Raw genomic sequence first — 22,728 nt, forward strand, 5'->3', positions numbered from 1 at the left:
GATCGATCTGAGTGTCAATTCGAAGTCGGACGTGTCCGGCCGAACGCAGGAGGTTTCCATGACCAAGGGCTACTGGGTCAGCGTCTACCCCGCCATTTCCGACCCTGAGGGGCTGGCCGCCTACGACAAGCTGGCCGGTCCGGCCGTCCAGGCTGGGGGTGGGCGCAACCTGTCCCTCCTCCCGTCCCGTGGCGGTCGAGTCGTCGCCCACGAGGCCGGAATCGCGCAACGCGTCGTACTGATCGAGTTCGACAGCTTCGAACAGGCCGTCGCGGCATATGAGAGCGAGGCATACCAGAAGGCGCTGGTGGCCCTTCCCGACGGCGTCGAGCGCGACTTTCGCATCATCGAAGGCCTCGACTGACCGGCGGCCCAGCTATCGCTGAGCATCCGTCCCCGGTACGCCCACGGTGCTGAACGACGACTCACGAGACGAGTTCGAACCCATCGCCGCGGCGCGGAAATTGCCGCAAGGCCAGCGGTTGGCCGCCGATGTCGCCAGCTACGCCACCGGCTGAGGCAGGACGGTACGCCCCGGGACGCGTCCGGTCTGGCCCGCTATGAACTCTGTAAGGGGCACTGTCCGGACGATGGGGTGTTCCTGACCGAGGACCTCGCGGCGGTGCCTCTGTGGCGCGCACCAACACCCGCACCGCTGGACCACATGTCCCGCCACACCGTCCACCCGGACTGCATCTGCGCGCACTGGGACGACATGCTGCGCGTCGCCGGACCCTCACCACCCGTCAGGTCCGCGCCTACGGCCGGTGAGCCCGCGCGGCAGCTCCGCTCCGCCTGGGCCGACTGGGACGGCCCCGCGCGCCCCGGCCCACTCGGCGTCGTCCACGGCATGGTCAGCGAGTTTGCCGCCGTGGATCGCCTCGCTGCCATCACCGGCACGGACCGCCGCCGGGCGTGAGGGCAGGCGGTGGTTCGGCCACCTGCCCGCCCTCTCCGTCCGAATGGCGGAATCGACGCCCCACCATCCGGCGGGCGGTTTGGCGGCGGTGTGCAGCCAGACCTTGAAGAAGTCGCGGAGGTCCCGTCCGGTGATCTGCTGGGCCAGCGCCTCGAAGTCCTCGGTCGTGGCGGTGCCGTACTCGTTCCTCGACAGCCAGGCACGGGTCAGTTCCGCGCACCGCGACTCACCGATCATGTGGCGGAGCGCCTGGAAGGCCATGCCGCCGCGCAGGGCGACCGCCGGGTGGAACATCTGGTCGCGGGACGGGTCGGCGACGGCGATGTCCCAGAAACCGGGGCGGCCCGGCGGCACGGTCGGCGGATCGTCGTAGATCCGCTTGAACGCCTCCTGCGCGGACGGGCCGCCGTTCCTCTCGGCCCAGAACTTCTCCGTCCAGGTGGCGAGGCCGTCGCCCAGCCAGACGTCGCTCCACCGGGCGGGCGTGACGCTGGCGCCGAACCACTGGTAGCCGATCGCGCGCGCCACGTCCGCCTCCGTGGGCGGCGACTGGTAGGTGGGCCGGGTCTGGGTCGCCAGCGCGCCCTTGAGGTTGAGCGGCGGGACGTCGTTGTTCTCGATGATCGAGCCGGTCGTGTCGAACGGATAGAAGCCGAAGAGGGGGCTTATCCCGTCGACCGCCGCCTTGGTCCAGGCCCGGGTGCGCGCCGCGGCGGGGTCTGACGCGATCCCCGAGTTGACGGCGTCGAGCTGCGAGATGAGCTCGCTGGTGGTGCTGGTGGTGGTGTCGAACCGTCCGATCGAGTTGGTGACCAGGTACGTCGCCATCGGACTGTCCTCGGTCCAGACGAAGGTGTCGGTGTCCTCACCGCGCGGCTGCTGGACCAGCCGTCCGTTGCCGACCACCTGGAGGCCCTGCCGGACGGTGGTCTCGACCGTGAAAAACGCCTTGTCGCGCGGATGGTCGTTGGAGGGGAACCAAGTGGAGGCGCCGTCCGGCTGGGAGATGATCGTCGCGCCGTTCCCGGTGCGCACGAATCCGTATGGTCGGCCGGAACTGATCGGGCCACGCAACGCCTCGGGGATGCCGTCGTACCGGACGACCACGGTGAACGCGCTCTGCTTCCGCAGGCCCTCGCGCGGCGTGATCACCAGCTCACGCTCGCCGGTACGGGCGAACCCGGCCGTCTCCCCGTCCACCTGTACCGAGCGGACGTTCAACTTGTACAGGTCGAGGTCGAACCGGGACAGGTCCTGCGTCGCGGTCGCGTTGATGGTGGTCGTGGCGTTGATCGCTCCGGTGTCGGCCTCGTAGGCCATCTTCACGTGATAGTCCTCGACATCGTACCCGCCGTTGCCGAGGTCGGGGAAATAGGGGTCGCCGAGACCGGGCACACCGGGCTCGAACTGGACGTCGGCCGCCGCGACCGGCGCGAGCAACCCGAGCGTCACGGCGCCGACCACGGCGACCGCTAACGGCAACCGGCGCGCGGACCTGAACATCGCCATCCCTGACCGACCTTTCACTTGTCGTCACATAACCACATTCGCGACAATCTACGCAAAAGTATTTAAACCGAACATCCGGTGCACCTCAAGCGGTGCCGCGCCCCGGCGCCCCTCGGTTCGGGGTCGGGCGCGGGATTAATAAGTTCCCTGTCCATTTATTAATTAGGAGCGTGCAATTACGGGACGACCGCCAGGTGTCCCCGGTGACACGCACACCCGCACGGACCCGCGTGAAGGGCCCCGGAGGGGCCGTCAGCCCGCTAGCGATGCTGCTAGGTCTAGCGGGGGCCGCGCCGCCAGGACGTCTCGCCCGCTAGAGGACGTCTCAGCCCGTCCCCGAAACGTTCCCAGGACGTCCCGGAATGGCCGCCCGTCGGCGAGGCGAGCACGACCGCCGGGACGACGTCGACGGGCACCGCGACGGGGCGTCGGCGAGGCGGCCGAGCGCAGCGCTGGAGAGCGGCGGCCGGAGGCGGCTGGGGGGCTACGGCGTGGGTTCCGGTGCGCAGGAACAGTTGTCCGCGCACCGCGTCGCTTCCGGGGCGTTGGTGGGTGCCGTTGGGGCCCACTGCCGCCTGGCCGATGGCGTCGGCGGTGGTGAGGGCGGCGTCGTCGACCAGTTTGGGGGCTCTGGCCTGGGTTCGGCGACACTGCCGCGACGTCTCGTGCACACCACGCCCGGAAAGGGACACATGGAACGCGGCAGGGGTTTCGCCGGAGAACGTGATCTTCGGCGAAACCCCTGGTCAGGTGGCGGAGGATCGGGGATTTGAACCCCGGATGGGCGGTAAACCCAAACCGCATTAGCAGTGCGGCGCCATAGACCGGACTAGGCGAATCCTCCAGTTGCCCTCAGGCTCAGGACAGGCTACCGGTTCAGCGCGCCTACCGGCAAAGTCTGGCCCGGGATGGCCTGAGCTTAGTCCGGATCGCTGGGTTCCGCTCCCGGGGCCGCGGGAGCGGAGCGTCGCGATTCAGCCCAGGCGGAAGCCGGTGTAGCCACAGGCCTTGCCGAGCTCGTTGCCGTGCTGCTGCATCGCGGTGAAGTCGGGCGAGCCGCCGGAGAGGTTGCCGGAGCTGAGGCGCCGCAGGGTGGCGGCCGTGTCGTCCAGGTCGCTCGCGAACTTGGTGGCAGCGGTCTGGACGTCGCCGCCCGCGTTCTGGCCCTCGCTGCGGATCTTGGACGCCGCGTCCGCGAACCGCTGGGCGTTGGCCGCGGACCCGCTCGACACGCCGCCGGAGGCGACGCTGCGCAGCTCGGACTCGATGTTCTTGCAGGCGGTCTTCTTCTTGCCTCCGCCGGTGACGGAGTCGATCGGCCCGCATGCCGTGGAACCGAGCAGCACGCCACCGATGGCGATGACGCCGAGGAGCTTGGTGGCAGACATGCGCATTTGGGTTTCTCCTTCTAGGGGGGTTTGGGACATCGGACGAGGGTAGACCTCGCAGGTCACTTCCGTCTCGATTACCCCTTTGGCGCCATCCCGCCACAATCGGTTCCGTGACCCAGGTCACAACGCGCAGCGTATGGAACGGGCTATCGGACGCTCGGGCGTGCGTCCTCGGACTGCCGCGCCGGACGGGGCCGGGCGGCGGGCTCATGGGAGGAGCGGTAGCCGATGTGTCCGCGTGCCGGCGGTGGGGACTCCGAGGGCTCGGCGGTTGCGTCACTCGGGCGTGGCAGGTCAGGCCAGGGGCGGCGGTGAGCGCCTGCCGTCAGGGCCTCGGGCGCTTCAGAGGGACGGGCCACAGGTGCGAGTGCCCTACACTAGAGAGCGCGCGGGGCCGAGGAATCCTATGCTCAATCACTCACGTGCGAGCTGCTAGACTCTCGGCCCGTTGGTAAAACTCCTGGTGAGAGCCAGGGCAGCAAGCACCCGTAGCTCAACGGATAGAGCATCTGACTACGGATCAGAAGGTTAGGGGTTCGAATCCCTTCGGGTGCGCACAGCTCAGAGACCCCTTCCGGTGACGGAGGGGGTTTCTTGCATGGGGCATGGGAGCCACGGGAATCGATCGGCCCCGCTCATGGCCTCGGTTGGCGTCTGTCTGACGTCAACGAGCAGATGCTCGTACACGGTCTTGGTGAAGGCGATCGACGTCTGCCCGAGGATCTGGAAGCCGGTGTGCGACGGCGTCCCTTGAGCGCGCATCGGCGACGCGCCTGAGTGCCGCAACCCGGGCGGACGGCAGTGGTCGGGTTCCGCGCGTCTGGCCAGCTTGGAGAACATGTGCAAGTAGTTGTCGGGTCCATGGGCCTCCGGCCTCGCTTGCGAAGATCAGCCCGTAATCCTTCCGTTGTGGGCGGGGTGGGTGTGTAGCGTCCGTGACCGCGACGCGTGGAGGACGCGACAGCGTGCACAAGCTCATCCTGTGGGACATCGCCCACACGCTCCTCGAGGCGGGAGGGATAAGCGGCGAAGGAACAGCGGCCTCGCTGCCGACTGGCCTCGCTTCGGTTGGGATGGTGTTCCCGGCGCACGAGTTCACCCGCGATTAGGCGACCACAGTCCCAGTTGCTTGAGCCGTCGCTTCGCCGCGTGCTGGGTGTCTTGGGACTGAGGCCCGACGCTTTCCAGCGCGATCTCGTGGAGCCGCTCGGAAAAGACCACGACTTCTTCGTCCGTCATCCAGGCCGCGGCCTTGGAGAGCCAGTAGTCCGACCAAGCGTTCAGGCCCATATCGATCACAGCCCTCAGCGCTTCGCCCACGTCGGGATCACAGGCCCCGAGGCAGGCCCGTGCTTCGGACTCGACTTCAATCCGTGGACGCTCCAGCAGCGGCAGCAACCACATGCGGCCCCGGCTGAGCCGAACGGCGGACTCGTTCTCGGTGTCCACGGCCCACGTGCTGCCCGTCAGGACCAGCCATGGCCCACTGGCCGTGACGGCCAAAACCGTACGACTCACCGACCTCGTCACGGCGAACAGTCTTCCCTGCACTTCGGAAGAGACGGAAGGAAGGACGTCAATCATGCAGCGCGAGGGGCCCTTTGCGTTGGTGAGGGCAACGCGAACCGCTCGTCCTTCGCAGAGCGTCCGCTCATCGTGGTCGCGTAGCTCGTGCGGAGGCGCCAGCGCCCGGGACGAGCGCACTTGGTCGGTTTGGCGAAGGTGGACGTGGTGGTCGAGGTGTATGCCCTGGACGCCGTCGTCGGGTCTTCATAGGTCGACGTCTTGCTGGAATGGCGACCGGAAGGAAGTTCTACGACGCCTCTGGGGCGCGGACGTCGGTGGAGCGGGAGCGCGGTTGGCCAGCGTCTAGGACGGCGCGGACCACAGCATCGGTGTCGGCCAGGGATCTCAGGACGACCTCCGCGCCGGCGGCCCTCAGGTCGCCTTCGCTGCTGGCCCCGGACGCGACCGCCACCACACGGGCGCCGCCCTGGTGACCGGCGTGCACATCGTGCGGGGTGTCGCCCACCAGGACCGTCCTGGACGCGTCGAACGTCTCGCCGTACTTGCGGCCGGCTCGGTCCTGCGCGAGCCTCACCAGCGGGGGGCGTTCGGCGTGGTCCAAGCCGTACGCGCCGACCTCGACGTCGACGAACCCCTCCAGCCCGAAGGCGCTCAGTTTGCACACTGCGATCGGCTTCATGTTGCCGGTCAGCACAGACTGCACCACGTCGGCTCTCGTGCTGAGCGCCTCTAGTACCGCCTGCGCTCCTGGCAGAACGCGGCCGCGTGCCTTGATCTCGCCTCGCCTTTCGGAGTACGCGTTACCCAACGCGTCCATGAAGCGGAGCATGAGATCGTCCGTGGGCTCGATGCCGTGATGGCGCAGGGTCTCGGAGGTGATCGCTCGGTCTGTACGGCCAGCCATGTCCGCGACCCTCTCCGCGGTGCGGCCGGTGAGCTGCTGAAACACGGTGGAATAGATCTCGCCGCTGAGCCCCCTGACGCTGATGAGCGTGTGGTCGATGTCCCAGAGCACCAAAGTTCGCACGCACGCATCGTAGGAAACTCCTTGTGCGGACGACGCAACGCGCTTCGCTGAGAATGCGAGTGCACGAGCCTCCTCTTCCGAGGCGCGGGGCCAACGTCGTCCAGGGCAATCGCGACCGTCTCCCGGCGGCGGCGCGCAGACGGTTCGGCGTGTCGGACATTGCGGAGCGCGTCGGTCCAAGGTGACAGCCTGTACCCGTGAAAGGCGCTTACGGCGTCATGACCTGCCGGAATCTGTCTGGGGACATGTGGTCACGACCGCTTGCCTCCATTGGGGCATGCAGGTGCCGTCTCGGATGGACCTCGCTGCGACGAGCGTGTCGTCCTCGGAATGGGGGTGCGACGTCACCCGATCCGATTCAATGTGGCTGACCGTCACCATTGTAGATACAGTCGGTCACCATCTATGGAGGTCGTAGGTAGGCATTCTGGTTTCAGGTGGTGGACGAGGTGTTGGTGGGTCTCAGCCGGTCGGGTCCCAGAGGCCGCCTGCCTTGCCGTGGGCGAGGTGTTCGGCATAGACGCCGACCTTCCAGGCGATGAGGGCGCGGCACTCTTCCAAGGCCTGAATCTGCGCCTCGACGCGGTGTTGGTGGGCGTCGAGGAGCCGTAGGCGTTCAGTCTCGTTGCCAGGGCCGCGGCGTACCAGTTCGGCGAAGTGTTTGAGGTCGGCGAGCGGCATGCCGGACTCACGGAGCTTGACGCAGATCAGCAGCCAGTCGACATCGACGGGGGTGTATCGCCGTCGGCCTCCGGCGGTGCGCTGGACGGGTCCGACGAGCAGGCCCTCGCGTTCATAGAAGCGGAGTGCGTGGACGCTGAGTCCGGTCCGGTCGGCCACCTCCCCGATGCTCAGCTGTTCAGCGGGAGGTTCGGCGGTTTCCATGCCGTCCACCCTAGGGCTTGATCTAGACCTTGCTCTAGATCGTAACGTCGTGGACATGACCACCACTGATCAGCAGCCGCTCGGCTCCCCGTTCTCTGCCGCCAGTACCGCCGAGGATGTCATGGCAGGCATCGTCCTCTCCGGAAAGACCGCCATCGTGACCGGTGGTTACTCCGGACTCGGCCTGGCGACCACCCGGGCGTTGGCGGCCGCTGGGGCCCGCGTCATTGTGCCTGCGCGTCGGCCCGGTATCGCTCGCGCCGCACTTGAGGACGTGGAAGGCTGCGAAGTGATCCCTATGGATCTGACGGACCTCGACAGTGTCCGTACGGCTGCCGCGCGAATCAGCGAATGCGTCGACAGGGTCGACGTCTTCATGGCTCTCGCCGGCGTCATGGCCACTCCGGAGCGGCGCGTCGGCCCTGCTGGATGGGAGAGCCAGTTCGTCGCCAACCATTTCGGCCACTTCGCTTTCGCGTGTGAGATCTACCCGCTCCTGGCCGCTGGTGGTGCCCGCGTTGTCGTCAACAGTTCCGCTGGGCATACTCTGACCGACATTCGTTGGCACGATCCGCACTTCCGCACCGGCTACGACAAGTGGCTGGCCTATGGTCAGGCCAAGACCGCCAATGCTCTGTTCGCCATCCACTTCGATGCTCTCGGACGTGGCGACGGCATTCGGGCGTTCGCCCTGCACCCGGGCAAGATCATCACTGGGTTGCAGCGGGAGATGTCCCTTCGCGAGCAGGTCGACCGTGGGTGGGTGGACGAGCGCGGCAACGTGATCGGTGCCGGGTTCAAGTCCCCTTCGCAGGGTGCCGCGACTGGGCTCTGGGCAGCCACGTCTCCGCTCCTCGCCAATCGTGGCGGGGTCTATCTGGAGGACTGCGAGGTCGCCCGTGTCTCCGGCCCCGACGAGCCGATGGACGATGGCGGCGTCCGCGAATACGCCATCGCTCCCGACTCGGCCGCCCGACTTTGGGACTTGTCCGTCGCGGCGACCGGGGCCGCGCCGGTCTTCTGATGAAGCGTCGTCGGGAGGGTGTGGACGTGGCCCGGTCAGGCGTCCCGGTTGCCTGCCAGGGGTTGTGCCGGCGGTAGTGGCAGGCAGAAGGCAGACCGGTGCCGAGCACAATTTAATGCTATGTGTCTTTGCTATTGCGGGCATCTGAAGGCGAAGTCGTGCATCTTGAGCGGCTCGTGGGCGCCGCTTCTGCGTCCCTGGTAGGGGTCTGAATACTGGTTCGAGGCGTGCTGGCATGGCGGAGGATGAGGAGTTCGATGCGACGCAGTACTCCGTCGCGGCTGCAGCGACGCGGATTCAGATTTGTGTTTGGCGGCGGGATGGTGGGGAAGTTGGTGGGCTGTCCTCCAGGGCAGCGTGGGAGGGTGTGCGGAGTCTGGGATGGATCGGCAGAGGTGGTGGACGTTCTCGGCGAATGATCAACCAGATGGCTTGACGGCAGTTGGTCGAGCAGGATGGGTTTTCTATTCGGGACGAACGAGCGTTGATCATGATCTTGTCTCTTCGTGTGGTGATCCACGTGGGGCGGTTGGTTGATCAACATGGCTGGTCGGGGCGCCCTTGGCGCTCATGAGGACGCCCGGAGGTTTGGCTTCTGATTTGTCGGTTATGTGGTGGTGTTGGACTTCGTTTCGCTTTTTGAGGGGTGTGGGGTAAGACTTTGCGGTGGACATGGGTTGAACGGCTTGTGTGAGTTTGTCAATATGCCTGCGTGCGTCGCACGATGCGGTGTTGCCTGCCCGTCATGACAGAAGGGATGGCGAAATGAGCGTGTTCGGAGTGGATTACGCGTGGGGACGGCCTGGCCCGTCCGCGCTGAGGAAGGCGGGGGCGAAGTTCGTCTGCCGCTACCTGTCGCATGACGCGACCGGGAAGAACCTGACTCGCGCCGAGGCTGAGCAACTGTCGGAGAGTGGCCTCTGGCTGGTCGTGGTCTGGGAGACGTCGGCGTCGCGGGCGCTGTCCGGGAAGGACGGTGGGGTCGAGGACGCGGAGGACGCGGCCAAGCAGGCACGGGCCTGCGGAATGCCGTCGGATCGTCCGATCTACTTCGCCGTGGACTTCGACGCCGAGTCCAGCCAGCAAGCGGCGATCAACGCCTATCTGGACGGCGCGGCGTCGGTGCTCGGACGCGGACGGATCGGTCTCTACGCCGGCTACGGGCCGATCAAGCGGGCGTTCGACGCCAAGAAGATCACGTACGGGTGGCAGACGTACGCGTGGTCCGGCGGGCGCTGGGACTCGCGGGCGCATCTCCAGCAGTATTCGAACGACCACACAATCAACGATGTGGGCGTCGACTACAACCGGGCCATGAAGGACGACTACGGACAGTGGAAGGTCAACGGGTCGCCCAAGCCGCCGCCGTCGCACGCTCCGGCCTGGCCCGGCCGGTATCTCACGCAGCCGCCCGTCATGCATGGAGATGACGTCCAGAAGTGGCAGCGGCAGATGCACGCACGCGGATGGCGGATCAGCGTCGACGGTGCTTACGGAGCGGATTCGGAGCGTGTCTGCCGCGCCTTCCAGCAGGAGAAGCACCTCGGCGTGGACGGCGTCGTCGGGCCGGCGACGTGGCGGGCCGCCTGGGACGCGCCCGTCAGCTGAAATGTCGGTGGCGGCGGGTAGCGTGCCGACGCGTGGGGGTCAGGTATCTCAAGGGGGACGCGACGTCGCCGCAGGCCAAGGGGGTGAAGATCGTCGCCCATGTCTGCAACGACCTGGGCGGCTGGGGGAAGGGCTTCGTCCTGGCGGTGTCGCGGCGCTGGACGGAGCCGGAGGCGGAGTATCGGCGCTGGTACCGCGAGCGGACGAGCAGTGGGTTCGGGCTGGGGGCCGTGCAGTTCGTCCAGGTCGAGAAGTACGTGTGGGTCGCGAACATGGTCGCGCAGCGGGGGATCAAGCGGAGCCGTAAGGGGCCTCCGATCCGGTACGAGGCGCTCGGACAGTGTCTGGAGGTGCTCGGAGGCAGAGCAGTCGAACTCGACGCGAGCGTGCACATGCCACGTGTCGGCTGCGGGCTCGCCGGGGGGAAGTGGGAGCTGGTCGAACCGCTGGTGAAGCAGCACCTCGCCAAGCGGGGCGTCGAGGTGACCGTCTACGACGACTAGGCGTGTCTCATATTGATCTCGTGATGGCAGCGGACGCGGTCTGGGTACGGATAGAGCCGCTGCTTCCGCGGAGCGATGGTGCTGGGTGTCCGGGGGGGCGGGCCCCATCGGCAGGTTGAACGGAGTGCTGTGGCGGCCTCGAACCGGCGCTGCCTCTGTCACGACCTGCCTGAGCGATAGAGCCCGTCGTAGGCCGTCTACCGACGCTTCATCTAGTGGGAGAAGGACGGCACCTGGGGCCAGCTGCTCTAGGAGGTCCGGGTTCGCGATGATGCGGTGGATGCCGGGGAGTGGGCGGTCCCGGTTGATTCCACGGTTGCCCGAGCACATCAGCCTGCCGCGGACGCCCGCACAAAGGAGCCGAGGTGGCAGGCGAAGCGGAAGATCCGGCAGCGGTTTCGCGATTCGCGTCGCGAGGTGCTCGGCCGGTCCCGTGTCGGGCTGACGACGGTGGACGCCGTCGGCCATCATGCGGTCGGACGGCTTCAGCGCCGCCATCACGGTCACGACCGTCTCTCAGATCCGTCTGGCTGTCGACGGGTGAGGTCTCCCGCTGTCGATCGTGCTCAACACCGGCGACGCGGCGGACTGCACCGTTGTTCCCGGTGGTGTTGAACGTGGTCCGCATCCCTCGGTTGGGGGACGGGGCGTCCGAGCACAAAACTTGATTCGGTAGTAGCGGACAAAGCCCATTCGTCCAGGAGGCTTCGCCACCTATCGCGGCGTGGGAACATCAAGGCGCTCATCCCCGAGCGCCGGGACCAGATCGCCAACAGGGCACATCACGCGGGCCGGAGCGTCCGGCCTCCGGCCTTCGACAAGACCGCCTACCAGGGGCCAGAACGTTGTCGAGCGCTGCTTCGTGGGGCTGAAGCAGTTCCGCGCCGTTGCCACCGGGTTCGACGAGCTGGCGGATCACTGCCGGACCAGGCGCGTTATCGCTGCCCTGATCCACTGGCTGCGGGCGGCTGGTTGACCGCGGAAGCTCAGTCCGAGTTGAACCACACCAACACGCCAGGTCCGTCCGGTGTGATCACCGGGACCCACGCCTCGTCGACCTCTTGAACCCGGCTCTCGTCCAACCGCAGGGTGCGCAGTTCCTCAGTGGTCCCGTCGCACGCCCAGTAGCGGACAGCCTCGATGATGACGCGGAGCCTGTCCCGCTCGTCATCCGACCACGCGTGGTTCCAGGTGCCAGCACCACGGAAGTTCGTCTCGAACATTTCGCCCAGGGCGTCCAGCTCATCTGGGCCGAACAGCGGCACAAGAAAGCCCTCCACCTGCCCCTGCCGACAGGCGGTTCCGCCGTACTGCTGTTGATAGAAGACTCCGGTCTTCGCCTGAACCACCACATGCAACCAGCCGCCGCCACTCATGCCGTCAGGATCGAGGAAGACGAATCGTCGAGAGCTCATAGCGGCAGCCTTCCGGGCTGCCGTCGTGAACTCAACAAAATTTAGCTCTGTGAGATCAATTATGAGACGCGTCCTAGGGCGGGTTTTGGCGTCCTACGGTGAGACGGGTTCAGTGATCTGTAACGAGAGGTCTCCGGTGGAGGGGTTCATCGATGATGAAGAACCTTGAAATACCGGAGAACTTTGAACAGCCCGGCGGTGACCGGACGAACGCGGGACGATGCGCAATGGGCACGGCCGGATGGTTGTTGCCTGTGCCCGTGTTGGTCGGGACGGTTCTCGAGGTGGACGTAATCCGGTGGCAGGTGCGGGGTCGGGCGTCGTGGCGGGACGCGCCGGAGTGCCATGGCTCCTGGTAGGCGATGTGGGGTTGTTCGCCGCTAACACTGCCAGCGGGTGAGGCGTCGTATCGCAGGCTGTTGGCAGCGCGAGGGGTTGAGCGTCTGGGGGCGAGGTGGTGTTCGTGGCCTGCCGGGCTTATCGGCCCGCGGCTGGTGTGGCCTGCGACGTCTACCGCCGGACCGAGCTCCGTTCGGGGCGGGGTTCGGGCGGCCGCGTATCCGCCTCGGCGTCGTCCGGGCTGGGTGGGGTCTGCACTTCGTGGGCGTCCGGGTCCCTTGTTCCGCCGGTCAGCGGCTGCCCTCGCGAGGCTCAGGGCTTGGGGGCGGCAAGAGGTTCGGCGGTTCGACGTGGTCGTGGGTGCGGCGTAGCCGTTCGCCCGGTTGGGGGTTGGACGATGCGTATCCGCCTCGACGTCCGTCTGGCCGGTGGGGCCTACTCCTCATTGACGAGTAGGGTCGTCTGCTTTTTGGGCTTTCGCATGCGCTATCTATTAGCCCGCAGACCACGTCCATGGGGGTTGCGGTGCGGCAGCCGGTGATTGTTGATCGACCTACACGACCCTCGTGTCTCGGGCGGCGCTGTCGGCAGCATGGCGCTGTGGTCCCATTGTTGGATCCGGGTGGATAGCGCGTCCGCTGCGCCAGTGGGATGTGGCATCAAGCGCCATCGCGTCGTGGATATCTGCTACGGCAAAATCGCCGTCCGCTTTCAAGTGCCATCTGGATCGTCGCGATGAGCGGCTGGCGCGGATGACTTCGAAACGGCCTTAGTTTTGGGTTGAGGCGAGTGGGATGTTGTATCCGAGGCTTCGTACGATCTGGCTTGTGCGGGCTACGGTGGCCTGGTTTCCTGAATCGCTGCTCAGCGTGCGGAGTCTGATCGTGCCAGGCGTGACGAGCGTGGGGACGAAGGATGGCTGGGTCTTCCACTGGCCTTGGGAGTTTCGGGTGAAGGTGACCCGCGCGACGATTCCCTCGTGCGTGGCCTGAGTGTTGGCGGTCGGGTTGGCGACCGCGTTCCCCATGCCGTACACGACCCATTTGCCGTTGATCTGCTCGTAGGGCTGGACGACGTGCGCGTGGCAACCGAGGATCAGGTCTACATTGGGTGAGCGCATTAGCGTTCTCGCCAGGCCGCGCTGCTCGGGTGTCGCCTCGTGCTGGTATTCCTCGCCCCAGTGCAGGCTGAGGATCACGATTTCGGCGCCTGCTTGCTTGGCGCGGGCCGCGTCGGCGAGGATCTTTTGGGGGTTGAGGCCGTCGTTCACGATCCACGGTTTTCCGGCGGGCTTCGGAATACCGTTGGTGCCGAACGTGTAGGAGAGCTGGGCGACCTTGGCTCCTTTCACGTTCAGGATGTTGATCTCCTCCGCCTCCTTCGCGCTACGGGCCGTGCCTGTGTTTCGGATTTTCGCCTTGTCCAGGTCGTCAATGGTTCGGCGTACGCCGGGTTCTCCCTGGTCAATGGAGTGGTTGGACGCGGTGGAGCAGGTACGGTAGCCGAGCCCGCGGATCGCGTTCACGATCTGCGGCGGCGAGCTGAAGGTGGGGTAGCCCTGGAACGGCCCCGAAGGCGGGGCCAACGGAGTCTCGACGTGGCAGATTCCCAGATCCGTCTCACTGATGATGGGCTTGAGTTGCGCGAGCATCGGACTGAAGTCGAACCCGTCCTTGCCCTTGGCGCGTGCGTCCGAGGCGGCCTGCTTGGTCACGACCTCGTGCAGGAGGAAGTCTCCGGTTCCCGCCACGGTGAACCGAGTTGCCTGGCGTCCGCCCGATTCGGTCGCCCCGCGCTGGCCTGCGGGGTGGTCGTTGTCGTCACTGCACCCCGGCAGTGCGGAGAGCCCGAGCGTGCCGACGAGCAGGACGCCCATAGCGCGCCGGTGTCGGGCGTTCGCGGCCTTTCGTGTGGACGCTGAAGTTCGCATGCATATGGGTCTTCATCATCTTAATTCACTCAAACGACAACTTACCAGAATGTGGATCACCGTTAGTCATGGCTTTGTCGGGGCCCGCTGGGTTCTGGGAGTGTCTTTGTATAGTGAATAAGCGTCACGTAACAGGCATATTGCCGCCGCCATCGCGCAGGGCGTCGCTCGGCGGCGTCTACGCGATGGGATCTCCGTGCGAACGTCACGCCGCGACGCGGCCGTCAAGCCCTCTTTGCGGGCCGCGATCGTCGCGCCGCCGCACGCCATCGAGCCTGCGGAGGGGACGCGCACGTCGCCCGTCCAGCGGTCCGAGGCCGACACGCTCGAACTGGAGCCGGAGGAGTCGGGCGAGGAGGGGTTCCGCGCCTCGTCCTCGATCGAGGGCGCAGGCTCGCGGCTTGCACGCCAAGCTGACTTCACGCTGGCCGACGATCGGACGTCCCCGAGTTGGATGAGGGGTTACGCTGCACCCCCGTGTGCCGGGGCTCCGTCACCCTCCACCACGAGGGTGGAGCGCCGGTCTTGCCTCGGAGCGTTGATCATGATTTTTCAGCGACACGCCGGGCCCGAGAACCCAACCGGCGAACCGCTGAAAAATCCGCACCTAGCGGGCCCTCTTCCCACCGCACACCCTGCGGCTTTACCGTGGGGTCCTCATCGCCCCCACGAGGGTTCGCAACATGGAGTTGTCGCCCCCATCAGACGGCCCCACGTGTCCTCATCGCCCCCACGAGGGTTCGCAACGCCTCGGCCATGGTCCGGTCGATCCCGTCCAAAGGTCCTCATCGCCCCCACGGGGGTTCGCAACGACAGCACGACCCAGTAGGTCAGGCCGCAGCCTGGTGCTCATCGCGTCTGGGAGGGGTGTGTCGACGCGTTGGGGCTTCGTGTGGCGCGGTCCTGGGGTAGCGTCTTCAACGCCCTACGAGGGTTCGCAACAAACCGTCATCCGATCGCATGGTCGGGGAGCGAGCGTCTTCATCGGCCCTGCGGGGGTTCGCGGCGACGCCTCGGCGTGGCTTCTGGAAGTGCTGGGTGTTGTGGGGCCTGCCTGAACGCTGCGCGCCTGGTGGGTGGGTTCAGCTGCGGCGAGTGATCATTGGGGTTTGACTCCATCTGCTGCTGCGGTCGTCGTGGTGTCGAGGACCGCGTCAGTCGCCTCAGCGCTGGTGAGTCGTGGTTGTAAATGCGGTGGGGGCTGCGTCCGCTGCCGGACACCGGCAGGGTGGATGGGTTCGGTCGTGTTCTGGCGGTTGGGGCTTGGTGCTGTGACGGGTGGGCCCAAGTCTGGGGTGTTGTTACTGCGGTGTGTTGGTGGGGGTGGCGGGCGGGGGTGTGGGTGGGAGGGTGATTCTCACTGTGGTTCCGGCGTGGGGGGCGGAGAGTAGTTGTGCCTGGCCGTGGTGGGCGGCGGCTATCGCGGCGACGATGGGGAGGCCTAGGCCCGCGCCCGTGGTGCCCTGTCCGGCTCGGTGGAAGCGTTCGAACGCGCGGGCGGCGTCGTCCGGGGACATGCCGGGGCCCTCGTCGGCGACCTCGATGACGCCGGGGGCGAGACGGACGGTCGCCGGTGTGCCGGGGGGTGTGTGGGCGCGGACGTTGGCCAGGAGGTTCGCGAAGATCTGGCGCAGGCGTGCCTCGTCCACGGTGGCGATGAGGGTGTCGGGGGCCTCGAGTCGCACGGGGTGGTCGGGGGACGCGGCGGTCGCGTCGGCGATGGCGTCGCGGGCCAGGACGACCAGGTCGGTGGGGGCCGGGTGGAGTGCCGCTCCGCGGTCGAGGCGGGCTAGTTCCAGGAGGTCGCCGACCAGGTTGTTCATGCGGTGGGCCTCGTCCTCGATGCGGCGCATCGCGTCGGGGAGTTCGTCGGGGCCGAGGGCGCCGTGGCGGTACAGCTCGGCGTAGCCGAGGATCGTGGTGAGCGGTGTCCGGAGCTCGTGCGAGGCGTCGGCGGCGAACTCGCGGACGCGGGCCTCGGAGCGGCTCCGGGCCCAGAAGGCCTGCTCGATGCGGTCGAGCATCACGTTGATCGCGCCGGCGAGGCGGGAGGCCTCGGTGCGCCTGCCGGGGTCCGGCATGCGGGCGCGCAGGTCGCCGCCGGTCGTGATCGCGTGGGCGGTGGCGGCCATCTGGTCCAGCGGACGCAGGCCGCGGCCGATCAGGCGGCGTCCGAGGAGGGCCAGGGCGGCGAGCAGGACGGCCGCGGTGGCGATCTCGGTGAGGACGAGGTTGCGGACCGCCGAGCTGATCTCGGTGAGCGGTGCGGCCACGACCACGATGCCGTTGCGCCAGGGGCGTGCCACGGCGCGCAGTCCGGGAAGTGAGAACGGGGCGAGGTCGCCTGCCCGAGCGGTGAGAACAGCACGGTCGGCGCGCTGCACTTCGGTGATGGCACGGTCAGGGTTCGGCACGTCGCCGCTGAGCACCCTCACCTCTCCGGTGGGGGCGACGGCCACCACGACGAACTGCGCCGGGGCGACGCCGTGCGGGCCGGGACGGGCGAACCGGGCGACGGCGCGGTCGCGGGTGGCCTGGAGTTGCCCGTCCACCCGGTGCATCAGGTATCCGCGCAGGACGAGCGCGCTCACCAGGCCCATGATCGCCAGGCCCGCGAGCGTGACCGCCAGCAGGCCGGTCAGCAGCCGGGCGTTGAGGGTCATGGCCGCAGCGCGTAGCCCACCCCGCGCTGGGTGTGGATGACCGGTGTGCCGAGCGGGTCGAGCTTGCGGCGCAGGTAGCTGATGTAGGTCTCGACGACCTGGGCGTTGCCGTGGTGTTCCCAGCCCCAGACGCTTTCCAGGAGCTGGGTGCGCGACAGGACCTTTCCGGCGTGGCGCATCAGGTGGGCCAGCAGCCTGAACTCGGTCGGCGACAGGTCGACGTGCGCCCCGCCGCGCCGGACCGTCCAGTGCGCCTCGTCGAGTTCGAGGTCGCCGACGCGCAGCACGCCGTCGTCGCCGGGGGCCGTGGCGGTCAGCGGTGCCGTTCTGCGCAGGACGGCCCGGACCCGCGCGACGAGCGCCTCGATCGAGAACGGCTTGGTGACATAGTCATCGCCGCCGAGCGTGAGCCCTCTTACGGTGTCGGACGGTGTGTCCCGCGCCGTCAGGAAGATGATTGGTATTTGGTCGCCGTCCGCGCGCAGCCGGCGGCACACCTCGAAGCCGTCCAGGTCCGGGAGCATCACGTCCAGCAGGACGAGGTCGGGCCGCCTTTCGGCCACCTCCCGCAGCGCCTCAGCGCCGGTGCCCGCGGTGGCCGTCGCGAAGCCGTGGAAGCGCAGCGCGACCTCGATGAGGTCACGGATGTTCGCCTCGTCGTCCACGACGAGCACCCGCCGGCTCTCGCTCATCGGCCCCCATCTGTCGTTCTGCCCCGCCTCACTGGGCACCCAGCTTGTTACCCGTCACCGGCTCCCGTCCAGTGACGTTGATTTCTGCGAGGGGCCGGTCAGCGCTTCTTTGGGGCGCGGACGAGTTTCGCGGTGCGGGTGTTTCCGGAGCGTTCGCCGAACACGAGGACCTGGTCTCCGTTGTTCAGCGCTGAAAGAGCGGACTTGGCGCCGTCCTTGCGAATGGTGGTGTTCGAGTCGGTGGTCCAGGTCCAGGACGCGCCGTCCTCGCTTCGGACGGTCAGCGCGGCACCGGACCGGGCGGTGATCGCTCCGCGCTGCCAGGTGGCGAGGTGGAAGCCGTCCTCGCGGCGGACGGTCGCCTCGCCGTGGACGCCCCGGAAGTCGCCCATGCCGTGGCGCCTCGGGGGGCCGTCGCCGTTCCTCTGGTGCATTTTCCAAGGCGCCTTGGACGACGGCCCGGACGTGGACGGGCTGGGCGTCGGGGTCGGGTTCGCCGCCGCAGCCGGGACCGCCAGGTATAGGCCCAGGCCGAGCAGACCTGTCGCTCCTATCCCAGCCGCGAGAGTCTTCTTGTTGGTACGCATGGCCACATGTAACCGGGGATGCCTGGCAGAACGCCTCTCAGAATCCTGGGAGAACCCTGAGAATTCTCGCCCGGCTTCGTGGAAGCCGCCTTCGCTTCGTGCCGTGTGTGTTGGTGGCGAGCGGCATGGGGCGGGAGAGGTGGAAATGTGATGTGGGTCTCAGTTTGACGGGAGGTGTCCTCCGTTCGGGTGGCGCCGGGAGTAGGGACGGTGAACGAGGGGCGGAGGACGGGATGGCGGATCGTGCCGGTTTCACCGACTACGTCGAGGAGCATTCGGACCGTTTGCTCAGGACCGCGTACCTGCTGACCAGGGACTGGGCCCGTGCCGAGGACCTGTTGCAGACGGCGCTGGCCAAGGCGTGGGTCGCGTGGGGGCGGATTCAGGACGATCCGGGCCCGTACGTCTACCGGATTCTGACGAACACGCACGCGTCCTGGTGGCGGCTGCGGCGGCGGGGCGAGGTGCCCACCGAGCATCTGCCCGAGGTCCCCGGCGCGGACGTCTCCCAGGCCGTGGACGACCGCGAGGTCATGTGGGACGCGCTCGGGCGGCTCTCGCCTCGGCAGCGTGCGGTGGTCGTCCTGCACTACTTCGAGGAGATGTCGGTCGAGCACGTCGCGGTCGTCCTCGGATGCACGGGCTCCACGGTGAAGACGCAGCTCCGTAGGGCTCTTGTCCGGTTGCGGGTGGATCCGTCCCTGCACGTGTTGAAGGAAACGAGGTAACGGTGCCTTACGCAGAGGAAGAGCTGACGGCGGTTCTGCGCAATTTCAGCGGGGGCGCCTCCCCCAATCCGGGGCGCGTCGATCAGGTCGTGCGCCGGGGCCGGTCCATCCGGCGCCGTCGGCGGGGCGGCGTGCTGGCCGCCGGGACGATGGCGGTCGCCGCCGCGGCCGCGCTCACGGTGAGCCCCGGGCCCGGACATCAGCCCATGGACGACGTCGTGCCGGTCGCGGTGCGGCTGCCCCTCAAGGTTCCGCTGCCCGAGGCCGCGCAGCGGGGCGAGGTGGTGGCGCTCGTGCAGAGCGTGCGGCGGCAGCGGATGGGGGAGATGGCCGCGCTCCGCTTCACCGCGCGGAGCGCGAACACGCTGTTCAACGTGCGCTGCGCCGTGCCGAACTCCTGGCTGATCACTCGCCTCGACACGCCCGGACGTCCGGGGAGCGTCGGACGGTGCGGCCCGGACGACCACGTGTCGCAGCTCGACAAGCAGTCGGCGGGGCCCGGGTGGGTCGGGTCGGCCCGGACGCTGGAGGTCTGGGTGCTGCCGCCGCAGGCACCCGTCACGGCGGAGACCAGCCCGAGCAGCGTCGCGCTGATCGCGTCAGAGACGGGCCTCTGGGACGGCGCCTGGGCGGTCGGCATCTACGATCAGGCGACCTGACCCCCGCGTGAGGACGACCTACCCCCAAGGCGGGGACGATCCGCGCTGGGTTAGGACGACCAAGCCGTGTGTCAGGCGGCGGCCAGGGTCTCCAGGACCTGGTCGCCGTACTTGGCCAGCTTGTTCTCGCCCACTCCGCTGATCTGGCCCAGCTCGGCCAGCGAGGACGGCTGCGCGGTGGCGATCTCCCGGAGCGTCGCGTCGTGGAAGATCACGTAGGCGGGGACGCCCTGCTCCTTGGCGGTCGCGCCGCGCCAGGCGCGGAGCCGTTCGAAGATCGGGACGGCCTCGGGCGGCAGCTCGATCACGGCCTTCGCCGCCTTGGCCGTCTTCGCGGCCTTCGCCGCCGGACGCTCCGCCTCGCGGCGCATCATGACCTTGCGTTCGCCGCGCAGGACGTCGGCGCTCGCGTCGGTCTGGACGAGCGTGCCGTGCTCGCTCTCGACGGCGATCAGCCCCTGGGCGAGGAGCTGGCGGACGACGCCGCGCCACTCGGCCTCGCGGAGGTCGGCGCCGACGCCGAAGGGCTTCAGCGAGTCGTGGTCGAACTGGATGACCTTGGCGCTCTTCTTGCCGAGCAGGATGTCGATGATGTGCCCGGCGCCGAACTTCTGGCGGCGTTCCCGGTCGAGCCGGACGATCACCGACAGGACCTTCTGCGCGGCGACGGTCGCGTCCCAGGTCTGCGGGGGCGACAGGCAGGTGTCGCAGTTTCCGCAGGGGCCGCCCGTCTGGCCGAAGTAGTTCAGCAGCTGGACGCGGCGGCACTCGACGGTCTCGCAGAGGGCGAGCATCGAGTCGAGGTGGGTGCTCTGGCGGCGGCGATGGGCGGCGTCGCCGTCGCCGCCGTCGATCATCTTGCGGAGGTTGACGACGTCCTGGAGGCCGTAGGCGAGCCAGGCCGTGGACGGGAGGCCGTCGCGTCCGGCGCGTCCGGTCTCCTGGTAGTAGCCCTCGACGGACTTGGGCAGGTCGAGGTGGGCGACGAAGCGGACGTCGGGCTTGTCGATGCCCATGCCGAACGCGATCGTCGCGACGATGACCAGGCCGTCCTCGCGCAGGAAGCGGGACTGGTGTTCGGCGCGCATCCGCGCGTCCAGGCCCGCGTGGTAGGGGAGCGCCTCGATGCCGTTCTGGGTGAGGAACTCGGCGTGCTTCTCCACCGAGTTGCGCGACAGGCAGTACACGATGCCCGCGTCGCCCTGGTGCTCGTTGCGCAGCAGGTGCAGGAGCTGGCGTTTCGCGTCGGTCTTCGGCTCGATGCGGTACTGGATGTTCGGCCGGTCGAAGCTCGCGACGAAGTGCTTCGCCTGCTCCAGGTTGAGCCGGGACGCGATCTCCGCGCGGGTCGCCTCGGTGGCGGTGGCGGTGAGGGCGATGCGCGGGACGTCCGGCCAGCGCTCGTGCAGACCCGACAGCATCAGGTAGTCGGGACGGAAGTCGTGCCCCCACTGGGAGACGCAGTGCGCCTCGTCGATCGCGAACAGCGCGATCGTGGCGCGGTCGAGCAGCTCGATCGTGGACGCGAGGCGGAGCCGCTCGGGGGCCAGGTAGAGCAGGTCGAGCTCGCCCGCCGCGAACTGGGCCTCGACGACGCGGCGCTCGTCGTGGTCCAGGGTGGAGTTGAGGAACCCGGCCTGGACGCCGAGGGCGCGCAGCGCGTCCACCTGGTCCTGCATGAGGGCGATGAGCGGCGAGATGACGACGCCGGTGCCCTTCCGGACCTGCGCGGGGATCTGGTAGCACAGCGACTTCCCGCCGCCGGTCGGCATCAGCACGAGCGCGTCGCCGCCGTTGACGACGTGATCGATGATCTCGCCCTGCCCGTCACGGAACGCGTCGTAGCCGAACACGCGCCGCAGCGTCTCCAGCGCCTCGGGGGAAGCCATCGCCCCATCCTAGGAGCCGCCACCGACACCCGTCCCAAGGACGGCCGAGCGAGCGGCCGGAGACGTCCCGACGACCGCTCTCAGGAACCGAGCCGTTCGACCAGCTCCGGCGTGATCTCGTCCAGATGCCGGACGACGCGGGCGGCGAGGGCCAGCGCGTCCGGGGCGGGCGGGTGCTCCTCGCGCGGGACGGCGATCACCCGCATCCCCGCCGCGTGCGCCGAACGCAGGCCGTTGGAGGAGTCCTCGATGGCGACGCAGGCGGCGGCCGGGGTCTCCAGTTGCGCCGCGACCATGAGGTAGCCGTCGGGCTCCGGCTTCCCCCGGTCGACCTCCTCGGTGGAGACGGTGGCGCGGAACAGCGCGTCCACCCCGAGCTTGCCGAGGGCGAGGTCGATCAGCGCGCGGGGCGACGAACTGGCCAGCCCCAGCGGACGGTGTTCGGCCATCCGCTGGACGGCCTCCCGCGCGCCCGGAAGCAGCGGCGGCCCGTCCGAGTAGCGCTGGGACATCTGGTCGATCACCTCGTAGGCGACCTCGTCGGGGGTGACGCCGTCGACGAGTTCGGTCGCGATGTAGTCGGCCCATTCGGCGGCGCTCATGCCCATCAGCCGGTCCTGGGTGTCGGGGAGCCAGCGTCCACCGTGCGCGGACACGTAGCCGCGGCGGACCTCCTCCCACAGCGGTTCGGAGTCGATCAGGACCCCGTCCAGGTCGAACACGATGGCCTGCACGGGCATGGGCCCCTCCTCGTTCGGTGCGGTCTCCCGGCAACGATCACTACCCGGTGCGATGGCCGGAGAACCGCGGGTACGAGCCGAACGGAAGTTCTTCGGCGGGGGAGGCGCCGTCCGGGGGGTCTCTGGCAGGGTGGGGGACCTCCGTCCCCCTCCGGAGTCACAGCAGAGGAGATCTGCCCATGGTGTTCCTCGGTTTCCTGCTCGTCGCGGCGGCCCTCGTGGTGGCGGTCGGCGTCGTCCTCGACAACACGGGTCCCATGCACCTCACGCTCTTCGGCGAGACGGTGCCGGGAGTGGACAACCAATGGCAGGTCTTCCTGGCGGGCGCCGCCGTGGCCCTCGCCTTCATCGCCGGGGCGATGCTCACGTTCATGGGCGCCGGACGCGTCATGCGCACCCGCCGCGACCTCCGCTACCTGCGCGAGGAACACGAGGAGTCGCTTTCGACCCTGGAGATGGAGAAGCGGCAACTTCAGCGGGAGCTCGCGCGCATCAGGCAGAGCACAGCCGCGGCTCCTCAGCCCACGGCCCCGGCACCGGACGCCGGGGTACCGGCTGCGGCAGGCGCGGCGCCGCGTCCCGGAGGCGGCGCGTCCCGGCAGCAGAACCCCGCCGCCTCGCCCTTCTTCGACCGCCGCGACTAATCCTCCTCGTACCGGATGATGAGTGAGGCGCACGGCGAAATCGCCATGT

Annotated in this window: 20 protein-coding genes and 2 tRNA genes; 8 read left to right on the forward strand and 14 right to left on the reverse strand. The window is 68.1% G+C overall.

Features of this window, described 5'->3' with window-relative positions; all coding sequences use genetic code 11:
• Positions 1-58 precede the first annotated feature (58 nt).
• Positions 59-364, forward strand: coding sequence for a DUF1330 domain-containing protein (locus tag K2F47_RS37270; RefSeq protein WP_242910953.1), 306 nt, complete (start codon positions 59-61; stop codon positions 362-364).
• 372 nt (positions 365-736) lie between these two features.
• Here K2F47_RS37270 and K2F47_RS37275 read toward each other — a convergent pair whose 3' ends face one another.
• The 4 genes from K2F47_RS37275 to K2F47_RS37290 all read right to left on the reverse strand — a co-directional run bounded on the left by K2F47_RS37275 (position 737) and on the right by K2F47_RS37290 (position 3,822).
• Positions 737-2,428, reverse strand: coding sequence for a M1 family metallopeptidase (locus K2F47_RS37275; protein ID WP_242910954.1), 1,692 nt, complete (start codon positions 2,426-2,428; stop codon positions 737-739).
• A 278-nt stretch (positions 2,429-2,706) separates the two neighbouring features.
• Positions 2,707-2,844: a hypothetical protein gene (locus K2F47_RS37280; RefSeq protein ID WP_242910955.1), complete on the reverse strand. Its 138-nt coding sequence runs from the start codon at positions 2,842-2,844 to the stop codon at positions 2,707-2,709.
• A 335-nt stretch (positions 2,845-3,179) separates the two neighbouring features.
• Positions 3,180-3,272: transfer RNA gene (locus K2F47_RS37285), tRNA-Ser, on the reverse strand.
• Between the two features lie 130 nt (positions 3,273-3,402).
• Positions 3,403-3,822, reverse strand: coding sequence for a hypothetical protein (locus tag K2F47_RS37290; protein ID WP_242910956.1), 420 nt, complete (start codon positions 3,820-3,822; stop codon positions 3,403-3,405).
• A gap of 479 nt (positions 3,823-4,301) precedes the next feature.
• On the opposite strand from K2F47_RS37290, the gene K2F47_RS37295 reads away from it, so the two are divergent.
• Positions 4,302-4,374: transfer RNA gene (locus K2F47_RS37295), tRNA-Arg, on the forward strand.
• Positions 4,375-4,914: 540 nt separating this feature from the next.
• Here the strand turns inward: K2F47_RS37295 and K2F47_RS37300 are convergent.
• The 3 genes from K2F47_RS37300 to K2F47_RS37310 form a co-directional block, all read right to left on the reverse strand.
• Entirely contained in the window at positions 4,915-5,268 is a 354-nt protein-coding gene (locus K2F47_RS37300; protein WP_242910957.1) for a hypothetical protein, read from the reverse strand.
• 364 nt (positions 5,269-5,632) lie between these two features.
• Positions 5,633-6,373 (reverse strand): HAD family hydrolase, encoded by a 741-nt coding sequence (locus K2F47_RS37305; RefSeq protein ID WP_242910958.1) that lies wholly within the window; start codon positions 6,371-6,373, stop codon positions 5,633-5,635.
• 462 nt (positions 6,374-6,835) lie between these two features.
• Positions 6,836-7,258, reverse strand: coding sequence for a MerR family transcriptional regulator (locus K2F47_RS37310; RefSeq protein WP_242910959.1), 423 nt, complete (start codon positions 7,256-7,258; stop codon positions 6,836-6,838).
• A gap of 55 nt (positions 7,259-7,313) precedes the next feature.
• Here K2F47_RS37310 and K2F47_RS37315 point away from each other — a divergent pair, with 55 nt between their 5' ends.
• The 3 genes from K2F47_RS37315 (at position 7,314) to K2F47_RS37325 (ending at position 10,393) form a co-directional block, all read left to right on the forward strand.
• Positions 7,314-8,282 carry an oxidoreductase gene (locus tag K2F47_RS37315; protein ID WP_242910960.1) on the forward strand — a complete coding sequence of 323 codons (969 nt, stop codon included), beginning with the start codon at positions 7,314-7,316 and terminating at the stop codon, positions 8,280-8,282.
• A 765-nt stretch (positions 8,283-9,047) separates the two neighbouring features.
• Positions 9,048-9,890, forward strand: a complete 843-nt coding sequence (locus K2F47_RS37320) for a glycoside hydrolase domain-containing protein (protein ID WP_242910961.1) — start codon at positions 9,048-9,050, stop codon at positions 9,888-9,890.
• A 32-nt stretch (positions 9,891-9,922) separates the two neighbouring features.
• Positions 9,923-10,393: a macro domain-containing protein gene (locus K2F47_RS37325; RefSeq protein ID WP_242910962.1), complete on the forward strand. Its 471-nt coding sequence runs from the start codon at positions 9,923-9,925 to the stop codon at positions 10,391-10,393.
• A gap of 986 nt (positions 10,394-11,379) precedes the next feature.
• On the opposite strand, the gene K2F47_RS37330 is transcribed toward K2F47_RS37325, so the two are convergent.
• The 5 genes from K2F47_RS37330 to K2F47_RS37350 form a co-directional block, all read right to left on the reverse strand.
• Positions 11,380-11,808: a DUF6210 family protein gene (locus tag K2F47_RS37330; protein WP_242910963.1), complete on the reverse strand. Its 429-nt coding sequence runs from the start codon at positions 11,806-11,808 to the stop codon at positions 11,380-11,382.
• Between the two features lie 1,108 nt (positions 11,809-12,916).
• Positions 12,917-14,023 carry a CapA family protein gene (locus K2F47_RS37335; RefSeq protein WP_242910964.1) on the reverse strand — a complete coding sequence of 369 codons (1,107 nt, stop codon included), beginning with the start codon at positions 14,021-14,023 and terminating at the stop codon, positions 12,917-12,919.
• Positions 14,024-15,378: 1,355 nt separating this feature from the next.
• Positions 15,379-16,740: a sensor histidine kinase gene (locus K2F47_RS37340; protein WP_242910965.1), complete on the reverse strand. Its 1,362-nt coding sequence runs from the start codon at positions 16,738-16,740 to the stop codon at positions 15,379-15,381.
• Positions 16,737-17,432 carry a response regulator transcription factor gene (locus tag K2F47_RS37345; protein ID WP_242910966.1) on the reverse strand — a complete coding sequence of 232 codons (696 nt, stop codon included), beginning with the start codon at positions 17,430-17,432 and terminating at the stop codon, positions 16,737-16,739. The genes K2F47_RS37340 and K2F47_RS37345 overlap by 4 nt, the downstream gene beginning before the upstream one ends.
• Before the next feature lie 98 nt (positions 17,433-17,530).
• The gene (locus K2F47_RS37350; protein WP_242910967.1) at positions 17,531-17,824 is read right to left on the reverse strand and encodes a DUF5666 domain-containing protein; all 294 of its coding nucleotides are present in this window, start codon (positions 17,822-17,824) and stop codon (positions 17,531-17,533) included.
• 428 nt (positions 17,825-18,252) lie between these two features.
• Between K2F47_RS37350 and K2F47_RS37355 the strand changes: the two genes are divergently transcribed.
• Entirely contained in the window at positions 18,253-18,747 is a 495-nt protein-coding gene (locus tag K2F47_RS37355) for a SigE family RNA polymerase sigma factor (RefSeq protein ID WP_242910968.1), read from the forward strand.
• Between the two features lie 2 nt (positions 18,748-18,749).
• A complete protein-coding gene (locus tag K2F47_RS37360) occupies positions 18,750-19,406 on the forward strand; it encodes a hypothetical protein (protein WP_242910969.1) in 657 nt (218 codons plus the stop codon).
• 71 nt (positions 19,407-19,477) lie between these two features.
• Here K2F47_RS37360 and recQ read toward each other — a convergent pair whose 3' ends face one another.
• Both recQ and K2F47_RS37370 read right to left on the reverse strand, forming a co-directional pair.
• The gene (gene recQ, locus K2F47_RS37365; protein ID WP_242910970.1) at positions 19,478-21,295 is read right to left on the reverse strand and encodes a DNA helicase RecQ; all 1,818 of its coding nucleotides are present in this window, start codon (positions 21,293-21,295) and stop codon (positions 19,478-19,480) included.
• Between the two features lie 80 nt (positions 21,296-21,375).
• Positions 21,376-22,035, reverse strand: a complete 660-nt coding sequence (locus K2F47_RS37370) for an HAD family hydrolase (protein WP_242910971.1) — start codon at positions 22,033-22,035, stop codon at positions 21,376-21,378.
• Between the two features lie 179 nt (positions 22,036-22,214).
• Here K2F47_RS37370 and K2F47_RS37375 point away from each other — a divergent pair, with 179 nt between their 5' ends.
• Positions 22,215-22,679 (forward strand): LapA family protein, encoded by a 465-nt coding sequence (locus K2F47_RS37375; RefSeq protein ID WP_242910972.1) that lies wholly within the window; start codon positions 22,215-22,217, stop codon positions 22,677-22,679.
• Positions 22,680-22,728: the final 49 nt, after the last annotated feature.

Origin of the sequence: Actinomadura terrae (assembly GCF_022751215.1) — a bacterium.
In the GTDB taxonomy this organism is placed as follows: Bacteria; Actinomycetota; Actinomycetes; order Streptosporangiales; family Streptosporangiaceae; genus Spirillospora; species Spirillospora terrae.

What these genes read in the sequence shown, in the direction of transcription:
- K2F47_RS37315 (WP_242910960.1), top strand. Translation starts at nt 7,314, where the DNA reads ATGACCACCACTGATCAGCAGCCGCTCGGCTCCCCGTTCTCTGCCGCC.
- K2F47_RS37355 (WP_242910968.1), top strand. Translation starts at nt 18,253, where the DNA reads ATGGCGGATCGTGCCGGTTTCACCGACTACGTCGAGGAGCATTCGGAC.
- recQ (WP_242910970.1), bottom strand. Translation starts at nt 21,295, where the DNA reads ATGGCTTCCCCCGAGGCGCTGGAGACGCTGCGGCGCGTGTTCGGCTAC.
- K2F47_RS37350 (WP_242910967.1), bottom strand. Translation starts at nt 17,824, where the DNA reads ATGGGCGACTTCCGGGGCGTCCACGGCGAGGCGACCGTCCGCCGCGAG.
- K2F47_RS37290 (WP_242910956.1), bottom strand. Translation starts at nt 3,822, where the DNA reads ATGCGCATGTCTGCCACCAAGCTCCTCGGCGTCATCGCCATCGGTGGC.
- K2F47_RS37345 (WP_242910966.1), bottom strand. Translation starts at nt 17,432, where the DNA reads ATGAGCGAGAGCCGGCGGGTGCTCGTCGTGGACGACGAGGCGAACATC.
- K2F47_RS37275 (WP_242910954.1), bottom strand. Translation starts at nt 2,428, where the DNA reads ATGGCGATGTTCAGGTCCGCGCGCCGGTTGCCGTTAGCGGTCGCCGTG.
- K2F47_RS37335 (WP_242910964.1), bottom strand. Translation starts at nt 14,023, where the DNA reads ATGGGCGTCCTGCTCGTCGGCACGCTCGGGCTCTCCGCACTGCCGGGG.
- K2F47_RS37310 (WP_242910959.1), bottom strand. Translation starts at nt 7,258, where the DNA reads ATGGAAACCGCCGAACCTCCCGCTGAACAGCTGAGCATCGGGGAGGTG.
- K2F47_RS37370 (WP_242910971.1), bottom strand. Translation starts at nt 22,035, where the DNA reads ATGCCCGTGCAGGCCATCGTGTTCGACCTGGACGGGGTCCTGATCGAC.
- K2F47_RS37330 (WP_242910963.1), bottom strand. Translation starts at nt 11,808, where the DNA reads ATGAGCTCTCGACGATTCGTCTTCCTCGATCCTGACGGCATGAGTGGC.
- K2F47_RS37270 (WP_242910953.1), top strand. Translation starts at nt 59, where the DNA reads ATGACCAAGGGCTACTGGGTCAGCGTCTACCCCGCCATTTCCGACCCT.
- K2F47_RS37340 (WP_242910965.1), bottom strand. Translation starts at nt 16,740, where the DNA reads ATGACCCTCAACGCCCGGCTGCTGACCGGCCTGCTGGCGGTCACGCTC.
- K2F47_RS37375 (WP_242910972.1), top strand. Translation starts at nt 22,215, where the DNA reads ATGGTGTTCCTCGGTTTCCTGCTCGTCGCGGCGGCCCTCGTGGTGGCG.
- K2F47_RS37320 (WP_242910961.1), top strand. Translation starts at nt 9,048, where the DNA reads ATGAGCGTGTTCGGAGTGGATTACGCGTGGGGACGGCCTGGCCCGTCC.